Source organism: Dactylosporangium sp. NPDC051087, assembly GCF_055586325.1.
This window is the reverse complement of sequence record NZ_JBVJIJ010000003.1, coordinates 364365-389363: the sequence shown is the minus strand read 5'-3', so window position 1 is coordinate 389363 and position 24999 is coordinate 364365. Positions and strand designations below refer to the sequence as shown.

The 24999-nt window shown below is 73.9% G+C and carries 20 protein-coding genes; 11 read left to right on the top strand and 9 right to left on the bottom strand.

Annotated features, from left to right (window positions below; translation table 11 throughout):
* Positions 1 to 2: 2 nt before the first annotated feature.
* From ACZ6TV_RS08325 to ACZ6TV_RS08310, 4 genes are read left to right on the top strand one after another with little or no spacing between them, the layout of a single operon-like run.
* Positions 3 to 1253, top strand: coding sequence for an MFS transporter (locus tag ACZ6TV_RS08325; protein ID WP_465296491.1), 1251 nt, complete (start codon positions 3 to 5; stop codon positions 1251 to 1253).
* Between the two features lie 39 nt (positions 1254 to 1292).
* Positions 1293 to 2660: an acyclic terpene utilization AtuA family protein gene (locus ACZ6TV_RS08320; RefSeq protein WP_465296490.1), complete on the top strand. Its 1368-nt coding sequence runs from the start codon at positions 1293 to 1295 to the stop codon at positions 2658 to 2660.
* Positions 2650 to 2970: a DUF4387 domain-containing protein gene (locus tag ACZ6TV_RS08315; protein WP_465296489.1), complete on the top strand. Its 321-nt coding sequence runs from the start codon at positions 2650 to 2652 to the stop codon at positions 2968 to 2970. The genes ACZ6TV_RS08320 and ACZ6TV_RS08315 overlap by 11 nt, the downstream gene beginning before the upstream one ends.
* Positions 2971 to 3005: 35 nt before the next feature.
* Positions 3006 to 3728, top strand: a complete 723-nt coding sequence (locus ACZ6TV_RS08310) for a hypothetical protein (protein ID WP_465296488.1) — start codon at positions 3006 to 3008, stop codon at positions 3726 to 3728.
* Positions 3729 to 3750: 22 nt separating this feature from the next.
* On the opposite strand, the gene ACZ6TV_RS08305 is transcribed toward ACZ6TV_RS08310, so the two are convergent.
* Both ACZ6TV_RS08305 and ACZ6TV_RS08300 read right to left on the bottom strand, forming a co-directional pair.
* Positions 3751 to 4455, bottom strand: a complete 705-nt coding sequence (locus tag ACZ6TV_RS08305) for a class I SAM-dependent methyltransferase (RefSeq protein WP_465296487.1) — start codon at positions 4453 to 4455, stop codon at positions 3751 to 3753.
* 25 nt (positions 4456 to 4480) lie between these two features.
* Entirely contained in the window at positions 4481 to 7264 is a 2784-nt protein-coding gene (locus ACZ6TV_RS08300; RefSeq protein WP_465296486.1) for an FAD-binding and (Fe-S)-binding domain-containing protein, read from the bottom strand.
* Positions 7265 to 7280: 16 nt separating this feature from the next.
* Here ACZ6TV_RS08300 and ACZ6TV_RS08295 point away from each other — a divergent pair, with 16 nt between their 5' ends.
* The 3 genes from ACZ6TV_RS08295 to ACZ6TV_RS08285 are packed head-to-tail and all read left to right on the top strand — an operon-like array spanning position 7281 to position 9318.
* The gene (locus tag ACZ6TV_RS08295) at positions 7281 to 7955 is read left to right on the top strand and encodes a GntR family transcriptional regulator (RefSeq protein ID WP_465296485.1); all 675 of its coding nucleotides are present in this window, start codon (positions 7281 to 7283) and stop codon (positions 7953 to 7955) included.
* Positions 7956 to 7980: 25 nt separating this feature from the next.
* The gene (locus ACZ6TV_RS08290; protein WP_465296484.1) at positions 7981 to 8790 is read left to right on the top strand and encodes a hypothetical protein; all 810 of its coding nucleotides are present in this window, start codon (positions 7981 to 7983) and stop codon (positions 8788 to 8790) included.
* 33 nt (positions 8791 to 8823) lie between these two features.
* Positions 8824 to 9318, top strand: coding sequence for an aldo/keto reductase (locus ACZ6TV_RS08285; protein WP_465296483.1), 495 nt, complete (start codon positions 8824 to 8826; stop codon positions 9316 to 9318).
* Positions 9319 to 9371: 53 nt separating this feature from the next.
* Here the strand turns inward: ACZ6TV_RS08285 and ACZ6TV_RS08280 are convergent, their stop codons facing one another.
* Positions 9372 to 11681: a transglycosylase domain-containing protein gene (locus ACZ6TV_RS08280; RefSeq protein ID WP_465296482.1), complete on the bottom strand. Its 2310-nt coding sequence runs from the start codon at positions 11679 to 11681 to the stop codon at positions 9372 to 9374.
* Between the two features lie 93 nt (positions 11682 to 11774).
* Here ACZ6TV_RS08280 and ACZ6TV_RS08275 point away from each other — a divergent pair, with 93 nt between their 5' ends.
* Positions 11775 to 12233, top strand: coding sequence for a YybH family protein (locus tag ACZ6TV_RS08275; RefSeq protein ID WP_465296481.1), 459 nt, complete (start codon positions 11775 to 11777; stop codon positions 12231 to 12233).
* Here ACZ6TV_RS08275 and ACZ6TV_RS08270 read toward each other — a convergent pair.
* Both ACZ6TV_RS08270 and ACZ6TV_RS08265 read right to left on the bottom strand, forming a co-directional pair.
* Positions 12226 to 14028, bottom strand: a complete 1803-nt coding sequence (locus ACZ6TV_RS08270) for a glycoside hydrolase family 15 protein (RefSeq protein ID WP_465296480.1) — start codon at positions 14026 to 14028, stop codon at positions 12226 to 12228. The genes ACZ6TV_RS08275 and ACZ6TV_RS08270 overlap by 8 nt on opposite strands.
* Positions 14029 to 14102: 74 nt before the next feature.
* Positions 14103 to 14330 carry a hypothetical protein gene (locus tag ACZ6TV_RS08265; protein ID WP_465296479.1) on the bottom strand — a complete coding sequence of 76 codons (228 nt, stop codon included), beginning with the start codon at positions 14328 to 14330 and terminating at the stop codon, positions 14103 to 14105.
* 262 nt (positions 14331 to 14592) lie between these two features.
* Here ACZ6TV_RS08265 and ACZ6TV_RS08260 point away from each other — a divergent pair, with 262 nt between their 5' ends.
* A complete protein-coding gene (locus tag ACZ6TV_RS08260; protein WP_465296478.1) occupies positions 14593 to 15636 on the top strand; it encodes a lysylphosphatidylglycerol synthase transmembrane domain-containing protein in 1044 nt (347 codons plus the stop codon).
* Positions 15637 to 15772: 136 nt separating this feature from the next.
* Here ACZ6TV_RS08260 and ACZ6TV_RS08255 read toward each other — a convergent pair whose 3' ends face one another.
* Positions 15773 to 18739 (bottom strand): BTAD domain-containing putative transcriptional regulator, encoded by a 2967-nt coding sequence (locus ACZ6TV_RS08255; RefSeq protein WP_465296477.1) that lies wholly within the window; start codon positions 18737 to 18739, stop codon positions 15773 to 15775.
* Positions 18740 to 18851: 112 nt separating this feature from the next.
* On the opposite strand from ACZ6TV_RS08255, the gene ACZ6TV_RS08250 reads away from it, so the two are divergent.
* Complete coding sequence (locus ACZ6TV_RS08250; RefSeq protein WP_465296476.1) at positions 18852 to 19478, top strand: hypothetical protein; 627 nt, start codon at positions 18852 to 18854, stop codon at positions 19476 to 19478.
* Between the two features lie 60 nt (positions 19479 to 19538).
* Here ACZ6TV_RS08250 and ACZ6TV_RS08245 read toward each other — a convergent pair whose 3' ends face one another.
* Positions 19539 to 21179, bottom strand: a complete 1641-nt coding sequence (locus ACZ6TV_RS08245; RefSeq protein ID WP_465296475.1) for a DUF885 domain-containing protein — start codon at positions 21177 to 21179, stop codon at positions 19539 to 19541.
* A 52-nt stretch (positions 21180 to 21231) separates the two neighbouring features.
* Positions 21232 to 22323, bottom strand: coding sequence for an LUD domain-containing protein (locus tag ACZ6TV_RS08240; RefSeq protein WP_465296474.1), 1092 nt, complete (start codon positions 22321 to 22323; stop codon positions 21232 to 21234).
* A gap of 138 nt (positions 22324 to 22461) precedes the next feature.
* Between ACZ6TV_RS08240 and sigJ the strand changes: the two genes are divergently transcribed.
* Complete coding sequence (sigJ, locus tag ACZ6TV_RS08235) at positions 22462 to 23382, top strand: RNA polymerase sigma factor SigJ (RefSeq protein WP_465296473.1); 921 nt, start codon at positions 22462 to 22464, stop codon at positions 23380 to 23382.
* A gap of 48 nt (positions 23383 to 23430) precedes the next feature.
* Here sigJ and ACZ6TV_RS08230 read toward each other — a convergent pair whose 3' ends face one another.
* Entirely contained in the window at positions 23431 to 24888 is a 1458-nt protein-coding gene (locus ACZ6TV_RS08230) for a glycoside hydrolase family 10-like protein (RefSeq protein WP_465296472.1), read from the bottom strand.
* Between the last annotated feature and the right edge of the window lie 111 nt (positions 24889 to 24999).

Genomic DNA, 24999 nt, shown 5'->3' with positions numbered 1-24999 from the left:
ACGTGGACCGACCGAAGGATCGCGGCATCACGTTCTTCGTCGCCCTTGCGCTGTTCGCGCAGGAGTCGACCTGGAACTTCTACGACAACCAGGTGCCCGCCCTGCTCCGCGAGCACGTGGCCAGCGCCGCCGTCATCGGCCTGCTCATGGGCTCGGACAACCTGCTCGGCATGTTCGTCCAGCCGTGGATCGGCAACCGCTCCGACAACACCCGCACGCGGTGGGGGCGGCGGATGCCGTACCTCGCGGTCGGGATGCCCGTCGCCGCGGTGGTCTTCGTGCTGCTGCCCTGGGCGACGTCGCTGGCCGCACTGGTCGCCGTCATGGTCGTGTACGCGCTGATCGCCAACAGCACCCGCCCCCTCGCAGAGTCATTGCTCCCGGACTTCATCGCCCCGCAGCGGCGCGGCCGGGCCAACGCCGCCGTGAAGATCGCGACCTCGCTGACCATCATCGTCGCGTCGCTCATCAGCCTGCTCGTGGTCGACGAGCACCCGAAGGGCGCGTTCGTCATCCCCGCGGTGATCATGCTGGCCGCCACGGCGGTGCTGCTCGTCAAGGTCCGGGACAGCCGGTCCCCCGGCTACCGGGCCGCCGTGGCCGAGGAGGCGACCGGCAGCGACGAGCCCCGCCCGAAGGTCAGGCAGGTCATCGCCGAACTGGCCCGCGACCCGGACCGCCGCAGGCTCCTGCTGCTGGTCACCGTCCTGCTGTTCGGCGGTGCGTGGTTCGCGTCGCGGTCGCTCATCACCCCGTACGGGATGCAGGCACTCGGCCTGACCCGCGGCGAGGCGGGCGGGCTCACCCTGCCCAGCGGCGTGGCCTACCTGCTCGCCTGCTACCCGGCCGCGCTCGCCGCCGAACGCTTCGGAAGGCTCCGCACGATGGCCGCGGGCATGGTCGTCTTCGCGGTCGCGCTCGCCGCCGGGCCGCTCGTGCGGAGCGCCACCGGCACCGTCGTCGTGTTCTGCGTCGCGGCCGCCGGCGCCGCCGCGTTCGCGATCAACGCGATCGTCGCGTTGTGGAACCTGGCGCCGTCCAGCCGGGTCGTCGGCACCTACACGGGGCTGTACGCGGTCACCTGGTACCTCGGCGGCTTCGGCGGACCGGCGCTCATCGGCGCCGTCGTCGACCTCACCGGCTGGGGCGGGATGCTGCTCGACATCGCGATCCTCGCCGCGCTCGCGTTGCTCGTCATCGCGCGGCTCGGGCGGCTGCAGCAACGCCGTACCGCGGCGGCGACCGCTGCCTGAGTGGCTCCGCACCATCCATCGCTACGAATTGGAGACGCAGTGACCGTCCGCATCCTCGTGCCGTCCGGCATGCTCGGCTCCGGGTTCCCGCCTGAGATCATCGACCGCGGGCTGGAGCTCGGCGCCGACGTCATCGCCCTGGACGGCGGCTCCACCGACTCCGGGCCCTATTATCTCGGCACAGGGACCGCGAAGACCGCGGCCGCCGCCGTCGCCCGCGACCTCCGGCCGCTGCTGCGCGCCGTGGCCGGCGCCCGCATCCCGCTGATCATCGGCTCGTGCGGCACCAGCGGCACCGACTCCGGCGTCGACTGGGTCGCGGGCATCATCCGCGACGTCCTGGCCGCGGAGGGGCTGCACCTGCGGGTGGCCACGATCCACAGCGAGCAGCGGGCCGCGGACCTCAAGGAGCACCTCGACCGGGGCCGGATCCATCCGCTGCCCCCGGCCGGCGACCTCGACGCGGCGACCCTGGACAGCTGCGAGCACATCGTCGCCATGATGGGCCACGAACCGATCGCCGAGGCGCTCGCCGCGGGCGCCGACGTCGTCCTCGCCGGCCGCGCCACGGACACCGCGCTCGCCGCCGCCGTCCCGCTCATGGCCGGCCTGCCCGCCGGCCCGGCCTGGCACGCGGCGAAGATCGTCGAGTGCGGTGCGCAGTGCACCACGGACCCGCGCTCCAGCGGCGTGTTCGCCACCGTCGACGCCACCGGGTTCACCATCGAGCCGCTCGACCCGGCGGTCGCCTGCACCCCGACGTCGGTCGCCGCGCACATGTTGTACGAGACGGTCGACCCCTTCTCGATGCGGGAACCGGCCGGCACCCTGCTGGTGGGGGACGCGACGTACACCGCCCTCGACGACCGGCGGGTGCGCGTGGAGGGCTCCCGGTTCGAGCCCGCGGCCCAGCACACGGTCAAGCTCGAGGGCGCCCGGATCACCGGCTACCAGACGATGTCGTTCACCGCGATCCGCGACCCGCACATCCTCGGCCAGATCACCACGTGGGCCGCGCTGCTGCGCCGCGTCCTCACCGACCGGGTCACCCAGACGCTCGGCCTGGGCGCCGACGACTACGCGTTCGACATCCGCCTGTACGGCTTCGACGCCGTCCTCGAAGCGATCGACCCCGCCACCGGCCCGCCGCGCGAGGTCGGCGTGATGCTGCTGGTCAACGCCGCCGACCAGCGGACGGCCACCGCGGTCGCGAAGGTCGCCAACCCGCTCATGCTGCACCTGCCGACGCCGGACATGCGCCACCTGCCGAGCCTCGCGTTCGCCACCTCACCCGCCGAGACCGAACGCGGCGCCACCTACGAGTTCGCGCTCAACCACGTCGTCGACGTCGACTCCCCCACCAGCCTGTTCCGCATCGCGTTCCTGGCGGCCGGCGATGTCCGATAGCGCCGCCCGTACCGTCGCCGACCTGGCCATCGAGGTCCGCTCGAAGAACGCGGGGCCGTTCTGGGTGACGATGGAGCTGTTCATGCGCGACGCCGCCGGCTACGCGCTCGTCGCCGACCCGGGTTTCCTGGACGAGGCCGTGGTCGCCCGCCTCTACGGCGTCCCGGCGGACACCGTCCAGATCTTCCGGCTCCCCGCCCTGCACGTCGTGAAGATCTCGTTCCCGCGGCCGGTCGTGCAGGGCAGCCTGTACGACCGCGACATCCACGCCGGCCAGCATCACGTGCCCCTGGCCATGCTCCCCCTGTGACCGCTGTCCGCCAGTGAAGGGACATGGTCACCCGGATGCCGCGGCGGCGGCTGCTCCAGACCGCCGGCGCCGCCACAGTCCTGATGGCCGCGGGAGCCGGCCCGGCGGCCTGTGCGGGCGCCGCCGCGCCGGCCGCCGCGGCCGCCTTCAACCCGGCGACGCTCGGCTGGTTCGCCGACGTCGGCGCCGCGATCGCCGCCACCCTCATCACCGACGCGTTCAAGGCCGGCGGCGCGAAGCTGTGGGCCGCCTGGAACGACCCGGTCCGCGGCCGGCTCGGGGAGAACCTCGCCAGGGACGGCTACACCGCCAACAGCTCGAACGTCTGGCAGCACGACGCCCCGCCGACGGCGCTCTTCGCCGTGTGCAAGGAACGCCGGTGGGACCCGATGAGCGACCGGCTCGTCGCCTGCGTCGACGGCGGCCGCGCGGCCGTCGTGTTCGAGGCGTGGGCGTGGCAGGCGGTGTCGATGTTCGTGCACGAGCTGACCAAGGGCCGCTCCGGCGACGACCTCGCCGCGTACCGGGCTCTCGCGGTCGTCAGCCTGATCCCGGCCGGCACCCGCCCGCAGTCGGGGCGCAGCCCGAACGACACGGTCGGCTGGATGACGTACGACACCCGCAACGGCTCCGTGGAGATCACCCGCATCGACGAGCCGGACGGCACGAAGAGCGCCACGGTCACCACCACCGGCATCCCCGACGGCAACAGCAACCCCCGCAAGCGGAAGTTCACGTTGCCCACCAGGGCGGTGTGACGCCCCACCGCGCGCCAGGCCGTCAGGCCCGGCGCGCGGTGACCAGCCAGGCGCGGGAGTCGAAGGTGACGCCGCCACCGGTGTCGCGCTCCTCGACGGCGGCCCGCAGCCAGCGGCGCGCCTCGCCGGACACGGCGGCGCCGGCCTGCAGCTCCAGGATGGCGTCGTAGGCGGCCGCCGCGTCGGGGCCGTAGTAGACCGGCTCGTGGACGTCGGCGAAGGCGACGGCTTCGAAGCCGGCCTTCGTCAGGATCGCCTCGGTCACGGCCGGGTCGGCGAGGGAGAAGGCGGCCGGGCGAGGCGGGCCGCCGAGGCTGAGCACGGCCGGCCACTCGTTGCGGTCGGCGGCCTGCCAGACCAGCATCGCCAGGCGGGCGCCGGGCCGCAGGGCCGAGCCGATGTTGGTGAACGCGGCGACCGGGTCCGCGAAGAACATCGTGCCGAACCTGCTGACACACACGTCGAAGCGCGCCGCCGGGAACGGGTGGACCTGGGCGTCGGCCAGCTCGAAGGCGACGTTGCCCAGACCGGCGCTCAGGACCCGGGCCTGGCGCAGCGCCTCCGCCCGGATGTCGACGCCCAGCGCCTCGAGGCCGGCGGCGGCCGCTTCGCGGGTCGTCTGGCCGGTGCCGCAGCCGACGTCGAGGACCCGGTCGCCCGCACCCACCGCGGCCGCGGCGCGCAGCCGGGCGTTGTGCTGCCGGAGCTCGGCGTCGTAGTCGAACATGCCCACCACCCTAGCCAGGGGACGGTCAGGGCGACGGCTTGGCCAGCGCGCCGTCGAGCAGCTCCGCCAGGTGCACGGCCGGCCGGTCGCGCAGGTCCGCGACCTGCGTGCGGCAGGAGAACCCGTCGGCGAGGACGACCGCGTCGGGTGCCGCGTCGAGCGCCGGCAGCAGGTTCTGCGCGGCGACCGCCAGGGAGACGTCGTAGTGGCCGATCTCGACGCCGAAGTTGCCGGCCAGGCCGCAGCAGCCCGCGAGCCGCCGCACCGTCGCGCCGCTGGACTTGAGCAGGTCGGCGTCGGCCTTCCAGCCGAGCACGGCGTGGTGGTGGCAGTGCGGCTGGGCGACGACGTCCACGCCGGACAGGTCGGGCGGGGTCCAGCCGGGCGTCTGCGCGAGCAGCTCGGCGAGGGTGTGCACCGATCCGGCGACCGCCGCCGCGTCGGCGTCACCGGGGAGCAGCTCGTGGATGTCGGAGCGCAGGACCGCGGTGCACGACGGCTCGATGCCGACGATCGGCACCCCGGCGTGCGCGTCGGGCGCGAGCGCGGCGACGGTGCGGGTGAGGATCTTCTTCGCGGCGTCGAGCTGGCCGGTGGTGATCCAGGTCAGGCCGCAGCAGACCGTCCCGGACGGCAGGCGCGGCTCGTAGCCGGCGGCGCGCAGGACGCTGACCGTCGCGGCGGCCACCGACGGGGAGAACGCGTCGGAGAACGAGTCGGCGAACAGCACCACCGGCTTGCCCGGCGTCGGCGAGGGCCGGAAGGTGCGCCGGAACGGGCGGCGGGCGAAGCGCGGCACGGACCGCCGCTTGTCCACGCCGGCCAGCCACAGGAAGAACCCGCCGAGCAGCGGCAGGCGGATGCCGAGATTCGCCAGCCGCGGCGTCCACCCGGCGAGCCGCGCCCAGAACGGCAGCTTCCCGAGGGTGTAGTGGGAGCGTGGGCGGAGCCTGCCACGGTACGTCTGGTGCAGCACCTCGGACTTGTAGGTGGCCATGTCGATGCCCGTCGGGCAGTCCGACGCGCACCCCTTGCAGGACAGGCACAGGTCCAGCGCGTCGTGCACGGACGGGTCGGACCAGGCGAGCTCGCCGCGGACGACCTCCTGCAGCACCCGGGCCCGGCCGCGGGTGGAGTCCTTCTCCTCGCGGGTCGCCAGGTAGGACGGGCACATGACCCCGCCGGCGGCGGAGTTGTCCGCCCGGCACTTCCCGACGCCCGTGCAGCGGTGGACGGCCTGCGCGAGGTCGCCGGCGTCGTGCGGGTACGCCAGGGCGAGGCCCTTGAGCGGGAAGCGGCCCGCGGGTCGTACATCGGCGTCGACCGGATCCGGGTCGACGAGCACACCGGGGTTGAGCAGGTTGCCGGAGTCGAACGCGTGCTTGATCCCGGCGAAGAGGGCGATCGCGTCCGGTGAGTACATGTGCGGCAGCAGCTCGGACCGGGCGCGGCCGTCGCCGTGCTCACCGGACAGCGAGCCGCCGAACTCGCCGACGAGCCTGGCCGCGTCGGTGAGGAACTCGCGCAGGACCTTGGTGCCGCCGGGCTGGTCGAGCGGGTAGTCGAGGCGCACGTGCATGCACCCGTCGCCGAAGTGCCCGAACGGCGCGGAGGTCATCTTGTACGACGCGACGAGCTCGTCGAAGCGGGCCAGATACGCGCCGAGCTGCTGCGGGGGCACGGCGGCGTCCTCCCAGCCGGGCCACGCCGGGCGGTCGGAGGGGGCGCGGCCGGCGAGCCCGGCGCCGTCCTCGCGGATGCGCCACAGCTGTGCCTGCACGACCGGGTCGGTGACGACGAGGGCGTCCTCGCCGATGGCGGCGGCGGCGAGGACCCGCGCCCGCGACTCGACCTCGCCGAGGTCGTCGCCGGCCAGCTCCACGAACAGCCACGCGCCGCCGGTGGGCAGCGGCGGCACGGCGGAGGGGCCGCGGCGGGCGCGCAGCACGGCGATCAGCCGCGAGTCGAGCCCTTCGCAGGACGTCGGCCCGTGGGCGACGACGGCGGGCGCGGCCTCCCCGGCGGCGACGATGTCAGGGAACCCGAGGACGACGACGACCCGCACGGGGGCGTCGACGACCAGCTTGACGGTCGCCCGCGTGATGACGGCCAGGGTGCCTTCGGAGCCGACGAGCGCCTGCGTGAGGTCGAACCGCTCCGGCAGCAGGTGTTGTACGGCGTAGCCGGACACCTGACGGCCGAACCGGTCGAACTCGGTCCTGGCGGTGGCGAGGTGCCCGGCCATGACGGCGCGCACCGCGTCGACGGTGGCGCCGTGCTGCTCCTGGTCGGTCACGATCTTCTCGCCGGCCGCGGTCAGCACCTCGAGGCCGGCCACGTTGTCGGAGGTCCGCCCGTACGCCAGGGAGCGCGAGCCGCACGCGTTGTTGCCGATCATCCCGCCGATCGTGCACCGCGGGTGCGTCGACGGGTCGGGCCCGAAGCGCACCCCGTGCGGCATGACGGCCTTCTGCAGCACGGCGTGGACGGTGCCGGGCTCGACGACCGCGGTCCTGGCCTCCGGGTCGACGCTGAGCACGCGGTTGAGGTGGCGGGAGAAGTCCAGCACGATGCCCCGCCCGACGGCGTTGCCGGCCACCGACGTGCCGGCGCCGCGGGACGTGACCGGCACCCCGGTCTCCCGGGCGACGGCGAGCGCGGCGGCGACCTCGTCGACGTGCCGCGGGCGGACCACCGCGAGGGGCGGGATCCGATACAGCGAGGCGTCGGAGGAATACATCCCCCGGGTGCCGGCGTCGGCCCGGACCTCGAGACCGGCCCGCTCCAGCGCGCCCACCACGTCAGTCATAGGTAACATGTTACTCATGCCGTCGCTGCGCCTGCCGCCAGAGGCCCCTTCCCTCGCCGACGCGGTCGCCCAGGCGGTGCGCGACGGCATCGCCGCCGGCGAGCTCGTGCCCGAGCGGACCTACTCGGTGTATCAGCTCGCTTCGCTGCTCGGCGTCTCCCGCAGCCCGGTCCGGGAGGGCATGCTCCGCCTGGCCGAGGCGGGCCTGGTCGAGATCCGGCGCAACCGCGGCTTCAGCGTCCTGCTCCCCCGCGCCCACGACATCGAGGAGATCATCGAGATCCGGCTCGCGCTGGAGCCGCCCGCCGCCCGTAAGGCCGCGGTCCTGGCGACCGACGCGCAGCACGCCGCCCTCCGCGCCGCCCTGGACGCCATGGCGGCCGCGTGCGCCGACGGCGACGAGGCCGCCTTCTGGCCGGCCGACCGCGCGCTGCACGACCTGCTGCTGCACGCCGCCGGCAACGCCCGCGCCGCCACCATCGTCGCCCAGCTCCGCTCCACCACCGCCCTGCTCGGCCCGCCCACGACGGCCTCCGGCCGCACCCTCACCCAGATCCACGCCGAGCACGAGCCGGTCGTCGCCGCGGTCCTGTCCCGCGACGCCGCCACCGCCGAGGCCGCCATGCGCACCCACCTCGAGATGACCGGCGCCCTGCTCGTCGCGCGGCTTGTCCGTCAGGTCCGGGACTGACATCCCCGAGCCCTGAGGAGCATCGATGTCCCGTCCCGCCCGCCCGCTGATCGTCGCCGCGGCGGCGCTCGCCGCCGCGCTCGTGCTCGACAACGTGCAACCGCTGCCGGCGCAGGCAGCGTTCGGCGGCACCACCACCATCGGGGTCTACCGGTCCTCCGACCGGACGTTCCGGCTGCGCAACACCAACGCCGCCGGCCCCGCGGACCTGCTGTTCATCTACGGTCCCGCCGGGGTCACCCCGCTGGCCGGCGACTGGAACGACGACGGCACCGTGACCGCCGGCGTCTACGCGCCGAGCACCCTCACGTTCTACCTGCGCAACGCCAACGCCAGCGGCGGGGCGAACCTCACGTTCAACTACGGCGAGGCCGGCGACACCCCGCTCGCCGGCGACTGGAACGGCGACGGCCAGACCACCATCGGCACCTGGCGGCCGACCGACCGCACGTTCCGGCTGCGCAACAGCAACAGCGCCGGCGCGCCGAAGATCTCGGTCTCGTTCGGCTCCACCGGCGACCTGCCGGTGGTCGGCGACTGGGACGGCGACGGCGACACCACCATCGGCGTGTACCGCCCCTCGACACAGACGTTCTACCTCCGCAACGCCAACACCGCGGGTCCGGCGGACGTGACGCTGTCCTACGGCTCCAGCGGCGACACCCCGATCGTCGGCGACTGGGACGGCGACAACGACACCACCATCGGGGTGTTCCACCCGTCGGACAAGACGTTCCGCCTCCGCAACACCAACACCACCGGCCCGGCCGACGTCATGGTCAGCTTCGGCGCCGCCGGCGACGTCCCCATCGTCGGCGACTGGGACGGCAGCTGACGGACCACGCGCGGCGATGTGCCGCGTGACAGGATGGCGGCGATGACTGCCGACACGTTCCGGATCGGCGGCGGCGCCCCGGACGCGATCGAGGTGCGCCGGCTCGGGTTCGGGGCGATGCACCTGCCGACCTCGCCTCCCCGGGACGCCGCCGTCGCCGTCGCCAGGCGGGCCGTCGAGCTCGGCGTCGACCTGATCGACACCGCGCACCTGTACGGCTGGGGCGCCAACGAGGAGCTCCTGGCCGAGGCGCTGCACCCGTACCCGGCCGGGCTGCTCGTCGCCACGAAGGTGGGCGTCGCCCGGCCGGTCCATCCCGCGGTCGCCTCGGCGACGACGGGGATCGCCGGGGTCGCCGCGGAGCTCGGCGCCACCCCGGCGCAGGTGTCCCTGGGGTGGCTGCTGGCCCGTTCGCCGGTCGTGCTGCCGATCCCGGGCACCGCGAGCCTCGCCCACCTCGAGGAGAACGTCGCCGCCGCCGGCCTCCGCCTCACTCCGGGCCAGCTGCGGCGCATCACCCCGCCGTGATCACCGGGCGGCCCTGCGCGCGAGGACCGCGCGAGGACCGCCGGTCCCGGCCGTCACGGCGCCGGTGCGATACCCGTGCCGACCTTCTTGTCGCCGGTGTTCTGCCGCGGGGCGAACGTGACGACCGGCGCCTTCAGGTCGGTCAGGGCGGCGTCCAGGAAGTCACGCCAGATCAGGCCGGGCAGGGTGCCGCCGATGATGCTCCTGCCGCCGCGGTCGACGATCTTCTGCTCCTCGGCCTTGTTGCCGACCCACACCGCCACGGCGAGGCCCGGCGACCCGGCCGCGGAGGCGCTGTATCCGGCCATCCAGGCGTGGGCGGTGTCGGCGGTCTGGCCGAGCTGCCACGCGCCCGCGGCGCCGGCGACCGGGCGGTTGTCGTGCAGCTTCAGGCCGTAGTGCGCCGGCACGCCCTGCAGGACGGCGTTGAGGTCGGCGGCCATCGCCTCGGTGAAGCCCTGGATGCGTTTCGGGTTGACGACCTCGCCGTAGGTCTTCGTGCCGCCGGTCCACACCTCCTTGAGGAAGTGCGTCTTCGCGGCCGTGCCACCGGCGGCGAACGTGGCCATGCCGCCCGCGTGGTCCAGCACCGTCACCGGGTACTGGCCGAGGCCGACCTCGGTGTTGAAGTACTTCGGGAACACGTCCTTGCCCGGGAACCGGCCCAGGTCGATCTTCCGCTGCGCCTGCTCGACGGTCGCCCACATGGCGGTGATCCCGGCGGCGCGGGCCGTGTCGATGACGCGGGCGGGACCCACCTTGTCGGTGACCGCGAAGTACGGCGCGCTGAGCGACAGCACGGCCACCTCTTCGAGCGTGCACCACTTCGGCGAACCTGACTTGCACTGCGGCGCGGCCGTGGGGTTCTCGCCCGCGTTGCGGACCGGATTGGTCGCCAGGCGCCGGCCGCTGCCGGGGAACTCCTGCGGCGACTCGCCGTTCCAGGCCGAGTCGACCGTGTAGCCGGCCATCAGCGCGCTGGCGAGGGTGTACGGGCCGAACGCCGTGCCCGGGCGGTGCCCGCCGCAGCACGAGTCCTCGCCGTTGCTGAGGACAGGGTCGGCGTAGGTGCCGGCGAAGTCGCCGCCGTTGCCGCTGTCGCCGCCGTAGTAGGCCTTGACCGCGCCGGTGCCCGGCTCGACCGCGACGAGCGCGGCCTGCAGGTTCGCCGGCTGTCCGGCCATGTTGGACTCGGCGGTGCGGCTCGCCTCGCGGACCGCGAGCTGCTGCGCGGTCCTGTCGATCGTGCTGACGATCTTCAGGCCGCCGTTGCGGATCCGGTCGAAGTGCTTCACGCCGTCGGGGGCGACCCCCTCGTACAGCGGCGTCCCGGTCTTCGGGTCCTTCAGCGGCGCGACCTCGGCGAGCACGTGGTGCACGATCAGGCCTTCGGGCTTGTCCAGGCCGCCCTGCACGTTGACCGCGTTCGCGCGCGCCTGCGCCGCCGTGAGCACCTTCGCCGGGTACGCCGCCTGCTGATCAGCCTGCGCCGGCTCCACGAAACCGAGCTCGACCAGGGTGCGCTTGATCTCGTCGAAGCGCTCGTGGGCCCGCTGCTCGTTCACCGTCGGGTCGAACGGGCTGCCCTTGCCGTCGCCCTCGGGCTGGTCGATCAGCCCGGCCAGGACCATGCCCTCGCCGAGCGTCAGGTCCTTCACCGACTTGCCGAAGTACGCCTGCGCCGCCGCCTCGACGCCGTACGCGCCGCGCCCGAAGTAGACGATGTTCAGGTACATCTCGAGGATCTGGTCCTTGGAGTACTGCTGGTTGAGCTTGGTCGCGATCACCGACTCGCGCAGCTTGCGCGCGTAGGAGGTGCCCTCCAGGTCCGCCCAGTGCCGCGAGTACTGCTGGCTGATCGTCGACTTGCCCCGCTGCCCGTCGCCGGCGACCTGGTTCCACGCCGCCCCGGCGATCGCCCCGTAGTCGACGCCGTCGTTGGTGTAGAACGTCTCGTCCTGCGCCGCGACGACCGCGTGCTGCACGTCGACGGGGATGTCGGTGATCGTGACCAGGGTGCGGTTCGTGTCGCCGATCCGCGCCATCGGCGTCGTGCCGTCGCTGTAGTAGACCGTCGTGGCCTGGTCCATGACGATGCTCTCGGGCAGCGCGACGTTGTCGTAGTAGTACGTGCCGCCGGCCACCAGGAGCCCGGCCAGGACGACGAGGACCAGCGCCGACCTGACCAGGACCTTGCGCAGCCTGGACTTCGGCGCCGGCGCGGTGGCCGCCGCGGTCTGCGCTCCGGTTTCCGCTGGCGCCGGCGCACCGTCCGGGGCCGGCTGTTCCGGGGCCGGCTGCGGGGCGGGAGCGTCGTCCGCCTGCGGTGCCGGTCTGTCGTTGCCCAGGTCGTCGTCAGCCATGTGGACCGCCCCGTCGTCGCATCGTCGTCCGATCGATCGTGACAGATAGTACAGACGGTGAACGCCAGCGGGGGTTCGTGCGTGTATGGGCATATGGCAGTCACAGACAGCAACGACGAGGACCTCGCGGCGCTCGTGCGGCGGACCGCGCAGGCGGCGTCGGCGTTCATCGCCGGCGACGTCCGCACCTACATCGAGCTCCTCCCGCACGCCGGCGACTACACGCTCATGCCGCCGTACGGCGGTGCCAGGCACGGCTTCGACCACTCCGACGCGTCCCTCGAAGCGACCGCCCGCTGGTTCCAGGGCGGCGAGTGCGAGCTGGAGGTCGTGCGCGCCGACCGCTGCGGCGACCTCGCCGTCATCGCGGCGATCGAACGCCAGCACGGCACCGTCGGCGGTCTGCCGCCGCAGGACTGGTCCCTGCGCGTCACGCTCGTCTTCCGCCGATCGGGTGACGACTGGCAGCTCGTACACCGGCATGCCGACGCGATCGTGCACCCGATCGACCACGACCGGCTCGCCGTCCTGGCCCGCGGCGGGACTACCTGAGGCCCTCCTCGGCCCGGGCCTCGGTGGCCGCCAGGGCGGTGGACAGGGTCCGGGCGGTGTCGATGAGCGGCACGTGGCTGAACGCCTGCGGGAAGTTGCCGACGAGCCGGCGCTCGGTGGTGTCGTACTCCTCCGACAGCAGGCCGACGTCGTTGCGCAGGGCGAGGAGCCGCTCGAACGTGGCCCGGGCCTCGTCGTGCCTGCCCATCAGCGCGTAGTTGTCGGCGAGCCAGAACGTGCAGGCCAGGAACGCGCCCTCGCCCGGCGGGAGGCCGTCCACGTCGCTGTCCGGGTGCTGGGTGTACCGCTGGACGAACCCGTCCTCCATCAGGTACTTCTCGACCGCGGCGACGGTGCCGACCACGCGCTCGTCGGTGGCGGGCAGGAACCCGACCAGCGGCACCATGAGCATCGCGGCGTCGAGCTCCTCGGAGCCGTAGAACTGGGTGAACGTGCCGCGCTGAGGGTCGAAGCCCTTCTCGAGGATGTCGGCGCGGATCGCGTCGCGCAGCGCGCACCACCGCTCGACCGGGCCGTCGAGGGCGAACTCCTGGGTCGCCTTCACCGCGCGGTCGGCGGCGACCCACGCCATCAGCTTCGAGTGCACGAACTGCTTCGGCCCGCCGCGGACCTCCCAGATCCCCTCGTCCGGGTCCTGCCAGTGCTCCTCGACGAACTCCATCAGCTTCACCTGCAGGCCCCACGACGGGTCGTCGGCCTTGAGCCCGGCCCGGCGGCCCTGGTGCAGCGCGTCCATCACCTCGCCGTAGACGTCGAGCTGGAACTGTTCGGCGGCGGCGTTGCCGATCCGGACGGGGTTGCCGTCGTAGCCGGTCAGCCACGTCGCGACGTACTCGTCGAGCCGGCGTTCCCCGGCGACGCCGTACATGATCTGCAGCTCGGCGGGGTTGCCGGCGATCGCGCGCAGGAGCCACTTGCGCCACGCCGTCGCCTCGCTCTGGAAGCCGGAGTACAGCAGGCTCTGCAGCGTGATGGTGGCGTCACGCAGCCAGCAGAAGCGGTAGTCCCAGTTGCGGACGCCGCCGAGCTTCTCCGGCAGTGAGGTGGTGGCCGCGGCCACGATCCCGCCGGTCGGCGCGTAGGTGAGCGCCTTGAGCGTCAGCAGGGAGCGGACCACGGCGTCGCGCCACTCGCCCTCGTAGGTGCACGCCGACACCCACCCCTGCCAGTAGCCGGTGGTGACGCCGAGCTCCTCGACCGGGTCGATCGGCTCGGGCGGCGGCAGGTGCGACGGGCGCCAGGTGAGCACGAACGGCACCCGCTCGCCCGCCTCGACGACGAACTCGGCGCGGGTGGACAGGTTCTCGCCGCGGGTGTCCACCGGCGTGCGCAGCCACACGGCGTCCGGACCGGCCACGGCGACGAGGGCGCCCTGCTCCTGATACACCCACGGCACGACCTTGCCATAGTCGAAGCGCAGCTTCAGGTCCATGCACATCGCGACGCTGCCGCGGACGCCCTCGACGACGCGGACCACGTCGGGCGCCTCCCCGCGCGGGGGCATGAAGTCGATCAGCCGGACCGCGCCGTCGTCGGTCTCGAACAGCGTCTCCAGGACCAGCGTCTCGTCCCGATACCGCCGCCGCACCGACGTCACGGTCCCGGCCGGCGCGATCGTCCAGTGCCCGTTGTCCCGCGAGCCGAGCAGCGCCGCGAAGATCGCGGGCGAGTCGAAGCGGGGCACGCAGAGCCAGTCTATCGAGCCGTCACGCCCGACGAGGGCGGAAGTCTGGGTGTCCGCGATGATCGCGTAGTCCTCGATAGGAAGCGCCATGTGGCTGATGTACCCGTGGCGGACCCCACTCATTCCGGATTTCCCGGCGTCCCGGACCGCGGTCGCGGGGTGGCTTATCGCAGGGTGGCTGGCAGCCGGGCAGCGCGGACGACGACCTGAAGTGTGCCGACCTCGGTGCCGTCGCGGCGCAGCTGCGTCCCGCGGACCGGCAGCCATCGCTCACCGTCGAGGTCGAGCGCCCCCGCGTGGTCGACGGCCTCGATCCGCAGCCGCAGCTCGCCCACGCCGTAGCGGTAGTCGCGCTCGTCGAGCACGACGACGGACCCGTCCGCCGCCGTCATGCTCCCGCCCTGGCATCGAGTCGAAACGCTTGCATGGCAACAAGCTTATGCCGCCGGGAGGCGAGCCGGCCTCGGCTAAATCGATGTTCCGTGGCACTGCTCGGTAGTGCCGCCACCTGATCTCACGACGTGACCGAGCGGTAGCTTCAGACTTGTCTGCCCGATCGGCCAGCACCCGCCCGACGTTCGTGCCGAATCCCCCGGATCGGCCGGCAACAGGGGCGCGAGCAGCGGCGCAGGCGGTGTTTGACAAGATCGGACGATGTCCTGGCCGTCCACCGACACCCCGCCGCCCTCCGGCAGGTGGCGGACCCGGTGGCTCAGGCTGCTCCTGGTCGTCGTCGCGGTGGTGGTACTGGCGGCGATCGGCCTGCGCGGGCGGCTGCCCGATCCGCAGGAGCTGCTCACCTCGCTGACCGGCGCGTCGGCCGGCTGGGTCGCGGTCGCCGTGCTGCTGCAGGCCGGGTCGATCGCCGCGTTCGCCGGGCAGCAGCAGTACCTCTTCGCGGCCCTCGGCGTGCGGATCCGCCGCCGCCGCGTCCTGGCGATCACCCTGGCCCGGACCGCGATCTCGATCTCGGTCCCGGCCGGTGCCGCCGTCTCCACCGGCTACGCGATCCGCGAGTACGAGCGATCCGGCGCGCCCAAGGAGCTCGGCGCGGTCACCGCGATCGTGTCCGGCCTCGCCTCGATCGGCGGCCTGGCGCTCATCTACGTGGCCGGCGGCGCCGCCCTGCTCGGGTACGGCACCACGACCTCGCTGACCTGGCGCCCCCTGGTCGTCGTCGCGGCGATGGTGGGCCTGACGGCCGGGTCGGTCCTCCTCGGCCGCCGCCTGTTCCGCGACGTCCCGGTCGTCGCCGCCCCTGTGCACGAGGGCCGGATCCGCCGGTACGTGCAGCGCCTGCTCGCCTCGGCCCGGGAAGCGTGGCGGGCGGGCGCGGGCCTGCGGGTGCGCGACTGGTGGGCCGTCGTCCTGTACGCGGCCACGAACTGGCTGACGGACCTGTTCTGCCTGGCCGCCTGCGTGTACGCGCTGGACCTGCCGGTCAACGTGCCCGCCCTCGCCGGCATCTACCTCGGTGTGCAGATCGTCCGCCAGGTCCCGCTGTCCCCCGGCGGCATCGGCGTCATCGAGACCGCCCTGGTCGCCGGCCTGACCGCCTCGGGCGCGACGGCGATCGCCGCCACCGCCGCCGTCCTGCTCTACCGCCTGCTGTCCTGCTGGCTCCTCATCCCGCTCGGCGGCGCCGCCGCGGTCGTCCTGCGCCGCCCCACCCGCCTCCGGACCGGCCACGACACGTGAGCCCGCCGCGGGTGCCGTCCACGGCCGGTTGTGCAGGAACCAGGCCTCGCTGCCCGGCAGGGTGGTGGCCACCCACCAGCGGTGCACCTCGAGGTGGGACGCGACCCCGAGGGTCCCGGCCAGGACCGCCGCCGCCTCACCGGGCGTCATGATCACCGGTCCGGCCTGCCCCGGGCTCCGGCGTGGCATCACCGACATCGCATGATCGGGCGCCGGCCCCGCCGCGGTCGTGGGTCGCTGTCGCGGTGCGTCCGATCTCGTGCATGGCGGCGGCGTACCGGGTCCTGGCGCGCCGCGCCTCACCGTGCCGGCCGGCGCCGCTGAGCAGCTCGACCAGCCGGAGATGGCACTGCTCGTCGTACGGGTCGCGGGCCAGGATCCGCAGCAGGTAGCCGAGCGCCTCGTCGGTCGCGCCGCGGTCGTGTGCCAGTCCGGCCAGGAGGCGTGCGACGCGCAGGTACGCCGCGCGCGCCTCCTCCCGTACGGGCACCGACCAGTCGTCGTAGGGCTCGTCCTCGAACACGTCGCCGGCGTACCGGCGTTCGGCCGCGGCGAGCACTTCCCGCGCCTCCCCGAGCCGGCCCCGCTCGGCGAGACCTCGCCCCGCCTCGGCCTCGGCGAGGAACTCCTCCAGGTCGATGTCGAGACGGGTCGCGTCGGCGGCCATGGCGGCCGGTGAGGCGTACAGATAGTGGTCGGCGGGAAAGCGGCGGTCCGGGTCGAGCACGGTCCGCAGCGTCGACAGCGCCACCGAGAGCCGGTGCGCGACCCGCCGGCCGTCGTCGTCCGGCCACAGCAGCGCGGCCAGCTCCTCCCGCGCCACTCGCCGGCCCCGCCGCGCGATGAGGATCCTGAGCAGGTCCCGTGCCTTGCGCGACTGCCACGCCGACGGAGGCAGCGGCACGTCGTCGACGGTCACCTCGAAACGGCCGAGCACGCGGACGGCGACCGCCGGCTCGTCCGGCGTCAACGGCTGCGGCACGACCCCCGCCGCGTCGAGTGCCGCGCGGGCCGACCGCGCGGCCAGCCGCTCCTCGACGCTCGCCCCCGGCAGCTGCCCGAGCCGGCAGGTCACCCGGTCGGCGTCGAGCTGGGCGCCCGTCGCGCGCCAGGTCCGGGCCGCCTCGCGCAGCGCCTGCCGGCGGTCGGCGGGCCGGTCCGCGGCGGCGGCCCGCAGTTCGAGGGCCTCGGCGAGACCGGACCGGTCACGGTGCAGCCGGGCGGACCGCTCCGCGCGGTCGGCGGCACCGGCGGCCGCGACGTGGTCACCGGCGGCGACGGCCACCCAGCCGGCCGACAGGAGCGCCCCCGTGGCGAGCGGGCCACCGGCCCGGGCGACCGCCTGTCCCGCGTACGCGCGACCGGCCGCCGGATCGTCGACGGCGACGACGCGGGCGAGGCCTGCCAGCGCCGGGACGAGGCACTGCAGCGCGCCGTCGGCGTCGGCGACGCGCACCGCCTCCTCGTACGCCGCTCGGGCCAGGCTGCGCTGCCCCCGCCGGGCGCGCAGGTCGCCGAGCACGACGAGGGAGTAGGCGATCTTGCGGGAACCCGCGCGCTGGCTGATCGTCAGTGCCCGCTCGCCGCACCGCTCCGCCTCGGCGAGGTCGCCGAGCCTGCTCAGCGCCTCCGCACGGTTGACCAGCGCGACCGACAGGACCGTGGCGTGCCCGACGGCCTCGGCCGCCGCGACGGCGCGGACCGACTCGTCCAGCGCTTCCGGGTAGCGGGCCTCCTCCAGGAGCTGCCCGACGCGGTTGGCCCGGATCCGGGCGACCTGCACCGCGTCGCCGGCGGACTCGGCGGCGCGCAGCGCCCTGGCGTAGTGCTCGACGTTGCCGGGCCGGTCGCCGGTCAGCATCGCGTGCAGCGCGAGCGCGACGTGGGCCGCGCCGAGCGCCCGCCCGTCGCCGGCCCGGTCCGCCGCCACGCGGGCCCGTTCGGCGTACCGGAGACATGCGCCGGCCTCGCCGAGACTCCAGTGCACGGTGGCCGCGGTCGCGAGCAGGAGCGCCTCGTCGGCGGTGTCCTCGGCGTCGAGGCGGCCGGCGGCGAGGGCGCCGAACGCGCAACGGTGCTCGGCCCGCGCGTAGTACACGGTGGCGAGGCGCCAGGCGAGGCCCGCCTCGATGCCCGTTCGGCCGGCGGCGAGAGGCACGAGTTCGGCGAGCGCGTCGTCGAGGCGCCCGGCGACGGTGAGCGCCTCGCCGAGCAGGAGCCGGTCGCCCGGTACCGCCGAGGAGAACGCGTCGATCACCAGGCCTGCCCCGCCGGCCGCGATGATGCCCTGGCCGTGCTCGCGGAGCAGGTCCGCGGCGCCGGACACGTCGCCGGCACGGAGCCGGGACGTCAGCGTCTGCCCCCACAGACCCCGGTCGGCGTACCAGCCGGCCGCCGCCGCGTTCAGCCGCCGTTCCTCGTGGACCGGCAGCGGCTCGCGCCTGGCCACCACGTCGGCGATGGCGGGGACCACCCGCAGCGACCCGGTTCCGGTCGGCACCAGCAGTCCCGTGCGCGCCATCTGCCGTACGGTCGCCCGGTCCCGGGCCGCCACCAGTTCCTCGCGCACCTGGTCGAGCGCCACCACCCGGCGCAGCATGCGGCGCTCGGGTGCGGGCAGGCCGGCGAGCACCCGTTCGGCGACGAACGTGTCGACCGGGCCGCCCGGGGCGGTGAGGCTGCCCAGCGGGCGGTGCCGCAGATGCCGGCCGGCCAGATCCACCAGCGACGGCCAGCCGCCGGTCACCTCACCGACGACCGCCGCGAGGGCCGCGTCCCGTTGCTCGTGCTCGTCGGACAGCACCCGGACGACCTCGGTCCCGGACAGGGCCAGGTCGGTGGCGTCGACGACGGTGGTGCCGGCCGGCGGCCGGCCGGGCCACGGCGTGCGGCCGACCAGGACGACCCGCGCCGAGGCCGGCAGCCCGTCGAGGCGGGCGGCCAGCGCCGCCGCCGCGGCGGCGTCGAGCGCGGGAAGGTCCTCGAACACCTGCCAGCCGTCCGTACCGGCGGCGAGCCACGACCGGACCGCCTCGGACTTGCCGAACCCCGGCGCGGCGACGACCATCACCCGGCGGAGGTTCCGGACGGTCGGCATCGGCATCCGCCAATTGAGACAGATCGGCGGGGAACGCGCTCGGGCCGGTCAACTTCGTGACACCCGCGATTGACGCGACTTTGACGGCACCCGGACACCGGTACGGATGCTCAGGTGCATGAAGAATTCGATTGACTGGCGTCGACGCGTCGCACTGTTCCTGGCCGCCGTGACGGCCTGCCTCGGCGCCGTCACGGTGGTGTCGCAGGCACCGGCGCGGGCGGCGACGAGTATCCGGTACTGCTTCCCGATCTGGCTGCAGGTCGCCGAGGGATGGTGGGTCAAGAAGCTGATCTGCATCGACGTGCCGCTCGCCTACAACCCCGACCGGTTCCCCGACTACGGCATCGACCTGCGCACCGACGTGGTGCTGCCGATCGAGGAACAGGAGCGCTACGTCGGCGCCCTGACCGACGGGCTCGACCTGGTCGGACAGGCGCAGCGGGCGCGTGACCCGCGGCAGGCGGCGGCGCTGAGGACCAAGGCCCAGCAGGCGTTTCTCGGCGCGGCGGGCGCGCTGGGCAAGCACACGGTCGCGCTCGAGCAGGTCGGCACGGTCGACGTCGGGCACCTGCGCCTCGACCCCTCGCCGCAGCCGTGGCTGGAACGGGCCGGGACGGACATCGCCGACGCGCTCGCCCTCGTGCAGGCGGCGATGGGTGACCCGCAGCCGGACCCGTGGCTGCGGGCCGCGATGACGCGGTTCGAGATCGCCTACGACCAGCTCGAGACACCGGCCGGCTGACCCGGCCGCGGCGCGACCCCGGCAGGTCCGGCCGGCCATGAGCGGCCGGACCGGCCGGGGTCAGCCCTGGCCCTGCCAGCGGCGGACGACCTCGGCGAGGATCTCCAGCGGGAGCGGCCCGGAGGTCAGGACCGTGTCGTGGAAGGCGCGGATGTCGAAGCGGTCACCCATCGCGGCCCGGGCGTCCTCGCGGAGCCGCTGGATCTCCAGGCGGCCGACCATGTACGCGAGGGCCTGGCCCGGGTCGGCGATGTACCGGTCGGTCTCGGACTGGATCTCGACCTCCGCCATCACGGTGTTGGCCCCCAGGTAGTCCACCACCTGGTCGCGGCTCCAGCCCTTCGCGTGGATGCCGGTGTCCACGACGAGCCGCGCCGCGCGCATCGAGTCCAGGGCGAGCATGCCGAGCCTCGCGAGCGGCCCGGAGTAGAGGCCCATCTCGTCGGCGAGGCGCTCCGCGTACAGACCCCAGCCCTCCCCGTACGCGGTGAACATGCCGATCCGGCGCAGCAGCGGCAGGCCGGTCAGCTCCAGGGCCAGGCTGAGCTGCAGGTGGTGGCCGGGGACGCCCTCGTGGAAGGCGGTCGCCTCGGCCACGGCCCGGTCGCGGCCCGACGGCTCGGACGTGTTGGCGAAGTAGATGCCGGGCCGGCTGCCGTCGATCGCCGGGGCGAGGTAGTAGGCGGCGGGCGCGCCGGGCGCCTCGGCGGCGGGGACCGCCTCGACCGTGCACCGCTGCCCGGGCAGCGTGCCGAACCAGTCGGGGGCGGCCTGCTCGGCGCGGCCGATCGTGGCCCGCGCGGCGGCGAGGATCTCGTCGCCGTCCCGCCAGCGCAGCGCCGGGTCGGTCCGCAGCCGGTGCATGACCTCGGCCGGGTCGGCCGTGCCGAACGCCTCCGCGCCGATCTCCGCGAACTCCCGCCGCAGCGACGCGATCAGGTCCAGGCCGATGGCGTGCAGCTCGTCCGGCGTGCGGTGGGTCGTCGTGTGCAGCCGGACCTGGCGCAGGTACAGCTCGTCCCCGCCCGGCAGGAAGCACAGCCCGGCCTCGTCCAGGCCCCTGGAGACGGGGGCGATCTCGGTGGCCAGGACCTCCCGGTACGCCGCGACCGCCGGTCGGACCACCTCGTCGATGAGCCGGTCGCGCCGCTCGGCGTAGCCGTCGTCGTCGTCGGGGGCCGGCCTGCGCAGCGGATCCCCGGCCGGGTCGGCGAGGTAGCGGTCCAGGTGCGCGACGGCTCCGTCCACGAGGTGCCGCACCGGCCGGCGCCCGGCGGCGACGCCGTCGCGGTGCCGCTGCGCGATCTGCGCGAACGACTCCGGCAGCTTCGCCAGCCGGGCCAGGTATCCGTCGGCCCGCTCCTTGCCGGTCAGCGTGACCATCGGCAGCTGCGCGAGCAACGCCACCGCCGGCGCGGTCCACGTGTCGGTGATCGAGTACTCGGTGTACCGCACCTCGATGTTGTCCACGATGGACTGCGCCTGCTGCAGCACCACCCCGCGGGTGACCGGGTCGCCGTCCGCCGTCCCGGCCCGCGCGGCGATCGCCACCGCCCGCTGCCTGGCGGCGTCGTCCGCGGCCTCGGAATAGTCCCGCAGCTGCCCGTCCCGCCCGGGAATCCCCAGCAGCGACGCACCGATCGGCGACAGGTCCAGCATCACGTCGAGCAGCTCACCGGCGAGCTCGTCGGCAGTGGACATGGCGTTCCCCCGTCTCGCGCATCGATCGACGTGCAGATCTTAGCGGCCTGGCCTAGAACCCGGCGGGCTCGCGCAGCAGCAGGACGGTGGCGCGGCCCGGTTCGGGTTCGGCGTTGAGGACGAGCAGGCGGTTGACGGCGCTGGGGCGGCCGTAGACGGTCTGCGCGCGGGCGGTCTCCAGGGGCAGGCAGTGGGCTTCGACGCGGTGCAGGGCGGCGGCGAGGTCGGGCACCACCTTCTGTGCGCCGACGATCCAGATGGCGTGGCCGGCGCCGCCGGCGTAGCCGGGCAGCTGGCCGCCGCTGGCCGAGGCGGCGACGAGGGAGCCGGTCTCGGTGACCGCCGCGACGCTGCCCACGATGACGTCGGGGGCGGCGATCAGGCGCCAGATGTCGCGGGTGCTGGTGGCCCGGTCCATGGTCAGGGTCCGGGACTTGACGGCGTCGTAGCGGTCGCCGGCGTTGATGTCCGCGTCGATGCCGGACCGGCGGAGGGTCTCGCTGGCCGCGGTGAACACGCTCGCGCCCTCGGGGATCAGCTCCTTGACGCGGGCCCGCGCGGCGGCGGCGTCGTCGAGGATCTCGACGGCGAAGTTGTTGGCCCGCAACGCGGCCGCCGCCCGCTCCAGCCTGGGCCCGGGCGCGGCGGCGGTGAACGCTCCGGCGGCGGCCGCCTCGACCACGCCGGAGGCCGCCTCGGCGGGCGCCTCGGCGGGCGCGGAGCCGGGCAGCGGGCTCGTGTCGAGGTACCTGACCTCGTAGACCCGCTCGGCGAACTTCCAGCCGTCGCCGGTGCGCCGGTACCGGTCGTGGTAGATGGCGAAGTTCTGGCCCTGCCGGCCGTCGAGGGTCCGCGCCAGCTCCTGCATGTAGGTGCGGCCGGACGCGGTGTCACCGTCGAGCTGGATCGTGCCGGGATGGGAGTTCTGCACGAAGAAGTCCCATTGGGCCTGCAGCCGCTCGCCGCCGGCCAGGATCTCCAGCGGGCCGACCAGCTCGACCGGAATGTTCGGCATGCGCAGCGCGCCGTCGTCGGTGAACAGCGCCGCGAGGCGGGCGCGGTCGCGCATCATCGCGGCGTCGGTGAACTCGCCGCGCAGCGCCTCGATCTCGACGCGGTCGGCGATCGCCTGGAAGTCGGTCATCGGTGCCCCTTGTTCGTCGGATGATGGGTCGGTCCCACCGGTTCGACAGCGCAGCCTCCCGGAATGTGAGGCTCACATTTCCGGGGGCTGTCTTGTCGAACCGGTGAGGAACACGCGACCGAGGGGAGCCGCCGGGTCATGACCGACCGCGCGATCATCAGCGAGCGACGGCAGCTGATCAATTTGGCGTACCGCCTGCTGGGCTCCCTCGCGGAGGCCGAGGACGCGGTGCAGGAGACGTACGCCCGCTGGTATGCGCTGTCCCGGGCGCAGCAGGACGCCATCGAGTCCCCGATCGCCTGGCTGACGACGGTCGCCAGCCGGATCTGCCTCAACCTGCTGGGCTCCGCCCGGGCCCGCCGGGAGCGGTACGTGGGCGACTGGCTCCCCGAGCCGCTGCCCGACCGCACGGAGTGGACCGGCGCGAAGCCCGCCGACCCGGCCGACCCGGCTGACCGGGTCACGCTCGACGAGTCGGTCAACATGGCGTTTCTCGTGATGCTCGAGTCGATGACCCCGGCCGAACGTGTCGCGTTCATCCTCCACGACGTGTTCCGCTATCCGTTCGCCGAGATCGCCGAGATCGTCGGCCGCAGCCCGGCGGCGTGCCGCCAGCTGGCGTCCTCGGCCCGCCGCCGCATCCGCGCCGCGCAGGCCCCGGCGACCCCGGCGGCTCGGCAGGCGGCCGTGGTCCGGGCGTTCAAGGTGGCCTGGGAGGCGAAGGACGTCGACGCGCTCATCGACCTGCTCGACCCGGACGCGACGGCGACCGCCGACGGCGGTGGCCTGGTCACGACCTTCCTGGAGCCGATCGAGGGCGGCGCGCGGATCGCCCACGCCTGGGTCGAGATCGCCGACCGGGCGCCCGCGGGCGTGACGTTCCTGGAGCGCACCGTCAACGGCCGGCCCGGCCTGGTCGCCCACCAGGGCGGCCGCGTCCTGACGGTCTACGCGTTCGCGGTCGACGGCGACCGGATCCGCCGCATCTGGGCGGTCCGCAACCCGGAGAAGCTGCGGCCGTGGATGGAGAAACTGGCGGAGGAGCTGACGACGGACTGACGCCGTGGCAGGTCGCGGAGGACCTGCCACGGCGCGCCGTGCGATGGGTCAGATCCAGCGGGGCGGGCTCGGGGGGCTCTCGTGCCAGCGGCGGTCCAGGGCCGTGACGACGTAGGTGTAGTGCTTGCCCGGTTCGGCGGTCGGGTCGGTGTACGTCGTGCCGCGGACCGTGGCGATGAGGTGGGACGCGTCGGCGAGGTCGCAGGCGCGGGGTGCGGTCGTGCCGTCGAAGCGGTAGACGCCGTACGAGGTGACGTCGGCGAACGGGCCGGCCCCGCTCACCGTCGGCCGCCAGCGCAGCTCGGCGCCGGTCGTGGTGCGGCGGGCGCCGGTGAGCACCGGGAACAGCAGGGGCTTTGCCGGGCCCCACGCGGGTGGGAACGCCGGGCGGGTGTGGTGCTCGGCGGCGAGGATCGTCTCCGAGTCCAGCCGGTTCGCCCTGACCTGCACGGCGCTGAAGTGCACGTCGCCGAGGACCTGCGGGTACTGCCGGTTGAAGGTGAGATGGTCGGACAGCTCGTTCGGGTCGAACCAGGCGGCGGGCTGCCCGGCGGCGGCGACCTTGTAGTCGGCCTGGCCGATGTACAGCTGCACGTCGGTGCCGGCCACGACGTCCGCCCACCACGGCACGAGCTTCGCGTAGTCGGCGACGGCGAAGCCGATGTTCCAGTACACCTGCGGCACGATGTAGTCGATCCAGCCTTCCTTCACCCACTTGCGGGTGTCGGCGAAGTTGGCGTCGTAGGACTGGGTGCCGTTGGTGTCCGAGCCGAGCGGGTCGGCGGCCTTGTTGCGCCAGATGCCGAACGGGCTGACGCCGAAGCGGACCCATGGCTTGGCGGCGTGGACGCGGGCGTCCAGCTCCTGGATGAGCAGGTCGATGTTGTTGCGCCGCCAGTCGCCCTTGGTGGCGAAGCCGCCGCCGTACTGCGCGAAGGTGGCGTCGTCGCCGAAGTCCTGGCCGGCGGCCGGGTACGGGTAGAAGTAGTCGTCGAAGTGCACGCCGTCGATGTCGTACTTCGTGACGGCGTCCATGATGGCGTCCTGCACGAACTCGCGGACGGCGGGGATGCCGGGGTTGAAGTAGAGCCGCCCGCCGGCGTTGTCGACCGGGTAGGGCACCGCCCAGTCAGGGTGCTGGGCGAGCGGGCTGGAGGCGGGCAGCTTCGACACGTCGGTGCCGGCGCCGCCGGGTGCGGGCATGCTCGCCCGGTATGGGTTGAACCAGGCGTGGAACTCCAGGTTCCGCGCGTGCGCCTGCGACACCAGGTAGGACAGCGGGTCCCAGCCGGGGTCCTGGCCGGCGACGCCGGTGAGGTACTGCGACCACGGCTCCAGCGGCGACGGCCAGAACGCGTCCGCGTGCGGGCGGACCTGCACGATGACGGCGTTGTAGTTGAGCGACTCGGCGAGGTCGAGCCAGCCGTCGTACTCGGCCTTGAGCTCGGCCTCGGACTTGCCGGGCGCGGACGGCCAGTCGATGTTGACCACGCTGGCGATCCACATGGCGCGCATCTGGTGCTTCGGCGTGGCCGGATCGACGGTGCACGGGGCGGCAACAGGAGCGGCCACAGCGGCGGAAGCCGGTGTGCCGACCACCAGAGCCGCGAACAGGCA

Bases quoted from the DNA above. Each gene is read 5' to 3' on its own strand.
- ACZ6TV_RS08315 (WP_465296489.1), top strand. From the start codon at position 2,650: ATGTCCGATAGCGCCGCCCGTACCGTCGCCGACCTGGCCATCGAGGTC.
- ACZ6TV_RS08310 (WP_465296488.1), top strand. From the start codon at position 3,006: ATGCCGCGGCGGCGGCTGCTCCAGACCGCCGGCGCCGCCACAGTCCTG.
- ACZ6TV_RS08305 (WP_465296487.1), bottom strand. From the start codon at position 4,455: ATGTTCGACTACGACGCCGAGCTCCGGCAGCACAACGCCCGGCTGCGC.
- ACZ6TV_RS08300 (WP_465296486.1), bottom strand. From the start codon at position 7,264: ATGACTGACGTGGTGGGCGCGCTGGAGCGGGCCGGTCTCGAGGTCCGG.
- ACZ6TV_RS08295 (WP_465296485.1), top strand. From the start codon at position 7,281: ATGCCGTCGCTGCGCCTGCCGCCAGAGGCCCCTTCCCTCGCCGACGCG.
- ACZ6TV_RS08290 (WP_465296484.1), top strand. From the start codon at position 7,981: ATGTCCCGTCCCGCCCGCCCGCTGATCGTCGCCGCGGCGGCGCTCGCC.
- ACZ6TV_RS08285 (WP_465296483.1), top strand. From the start codon at position 8,824: ATGGCGGCGATGACTGCCGACACGTTCCGGATCGGCGGCGGCGCCCCG.
- ACZ6TV_RS08280 (WP_465296482.1), bottom strand. From the start codon at position 11,681: ATGGCTGACGACGACCTGGGCAACGACAGACCGGCACCGCAGGCGGAC.
- ACZ6TV_RS08275 (WP_465296481.1), top strand. From the start codon at position 11,775: ATGGCAGTCACAGACAGCAACGACGAGGACCTCGCGGCGCTCGTGCGG.
- ACZ6TV_RS08270 (WP_465296480.1), bottom strand. From the start codon at position 14,028: ATGGCGCTTCCTATCGAGGACTACGCGATCATCGCGGACACCCAGACT.
- ACZ6TV_RS08265 (WP_465296479.1), bottom strand. From the start codon at position 14,330: ATGACGGCGGCGGACGGGTCCGTCGTCGTGCTCGACGAGCGCGACTAC.
- ACZ6TV_RS08260 (WP_465296478.1), top strand. From the start codon at position 14,593: ATGTCCTGGCCGTCCACCGACACCCCGCCGCCCTCCGGCAGGTGGCGG.
- ACZ6TV_RS08255 (WP_465296477.1), bottom strand. From the start codon at position 18,739: ATGCCGATGCCGACCGTCCGGAACCTCCGCCGGGTGATGGTCGTCGCC.
- ACZ6TV_RS08250 (WP_465296476.1), top strand. From the start codon at position 18,852: ATGAAGAATTCGATTGACTGGCGTCGACGCGTCGCACTGTTCCTGGCC.
- ACZ6TV_RS08245 (WP_465296475.1), bottom strand. From the start codon at position 21,179: ATGTCCACTGCCGACGAGCTCGCCGGTGAGCTGCTCGACGTGATGCTG.
- ACZ6TV_RS08240 (WP_465296474.1), bottom strand. From the start codon at position 22,323: ATGACCGACTTCCAGGCGATCGCCGACCGCGTCGAGATCGAGGCGCTG.
- sigJ (WP_465296473.1), top strand. From the start codon at position 22,462: ATGACCGACCGCGCGATCATCAGCGAGCGACGGCAGCTGATCAATTTG.
- ACZ6TV_RS08230 (WP_465296472.1), bottom strand. From the start codon at position 24,888: ATGTGGATCGCCAGCGTGGTCAACATCGACTGGCCGTCCGCGCCCGGC.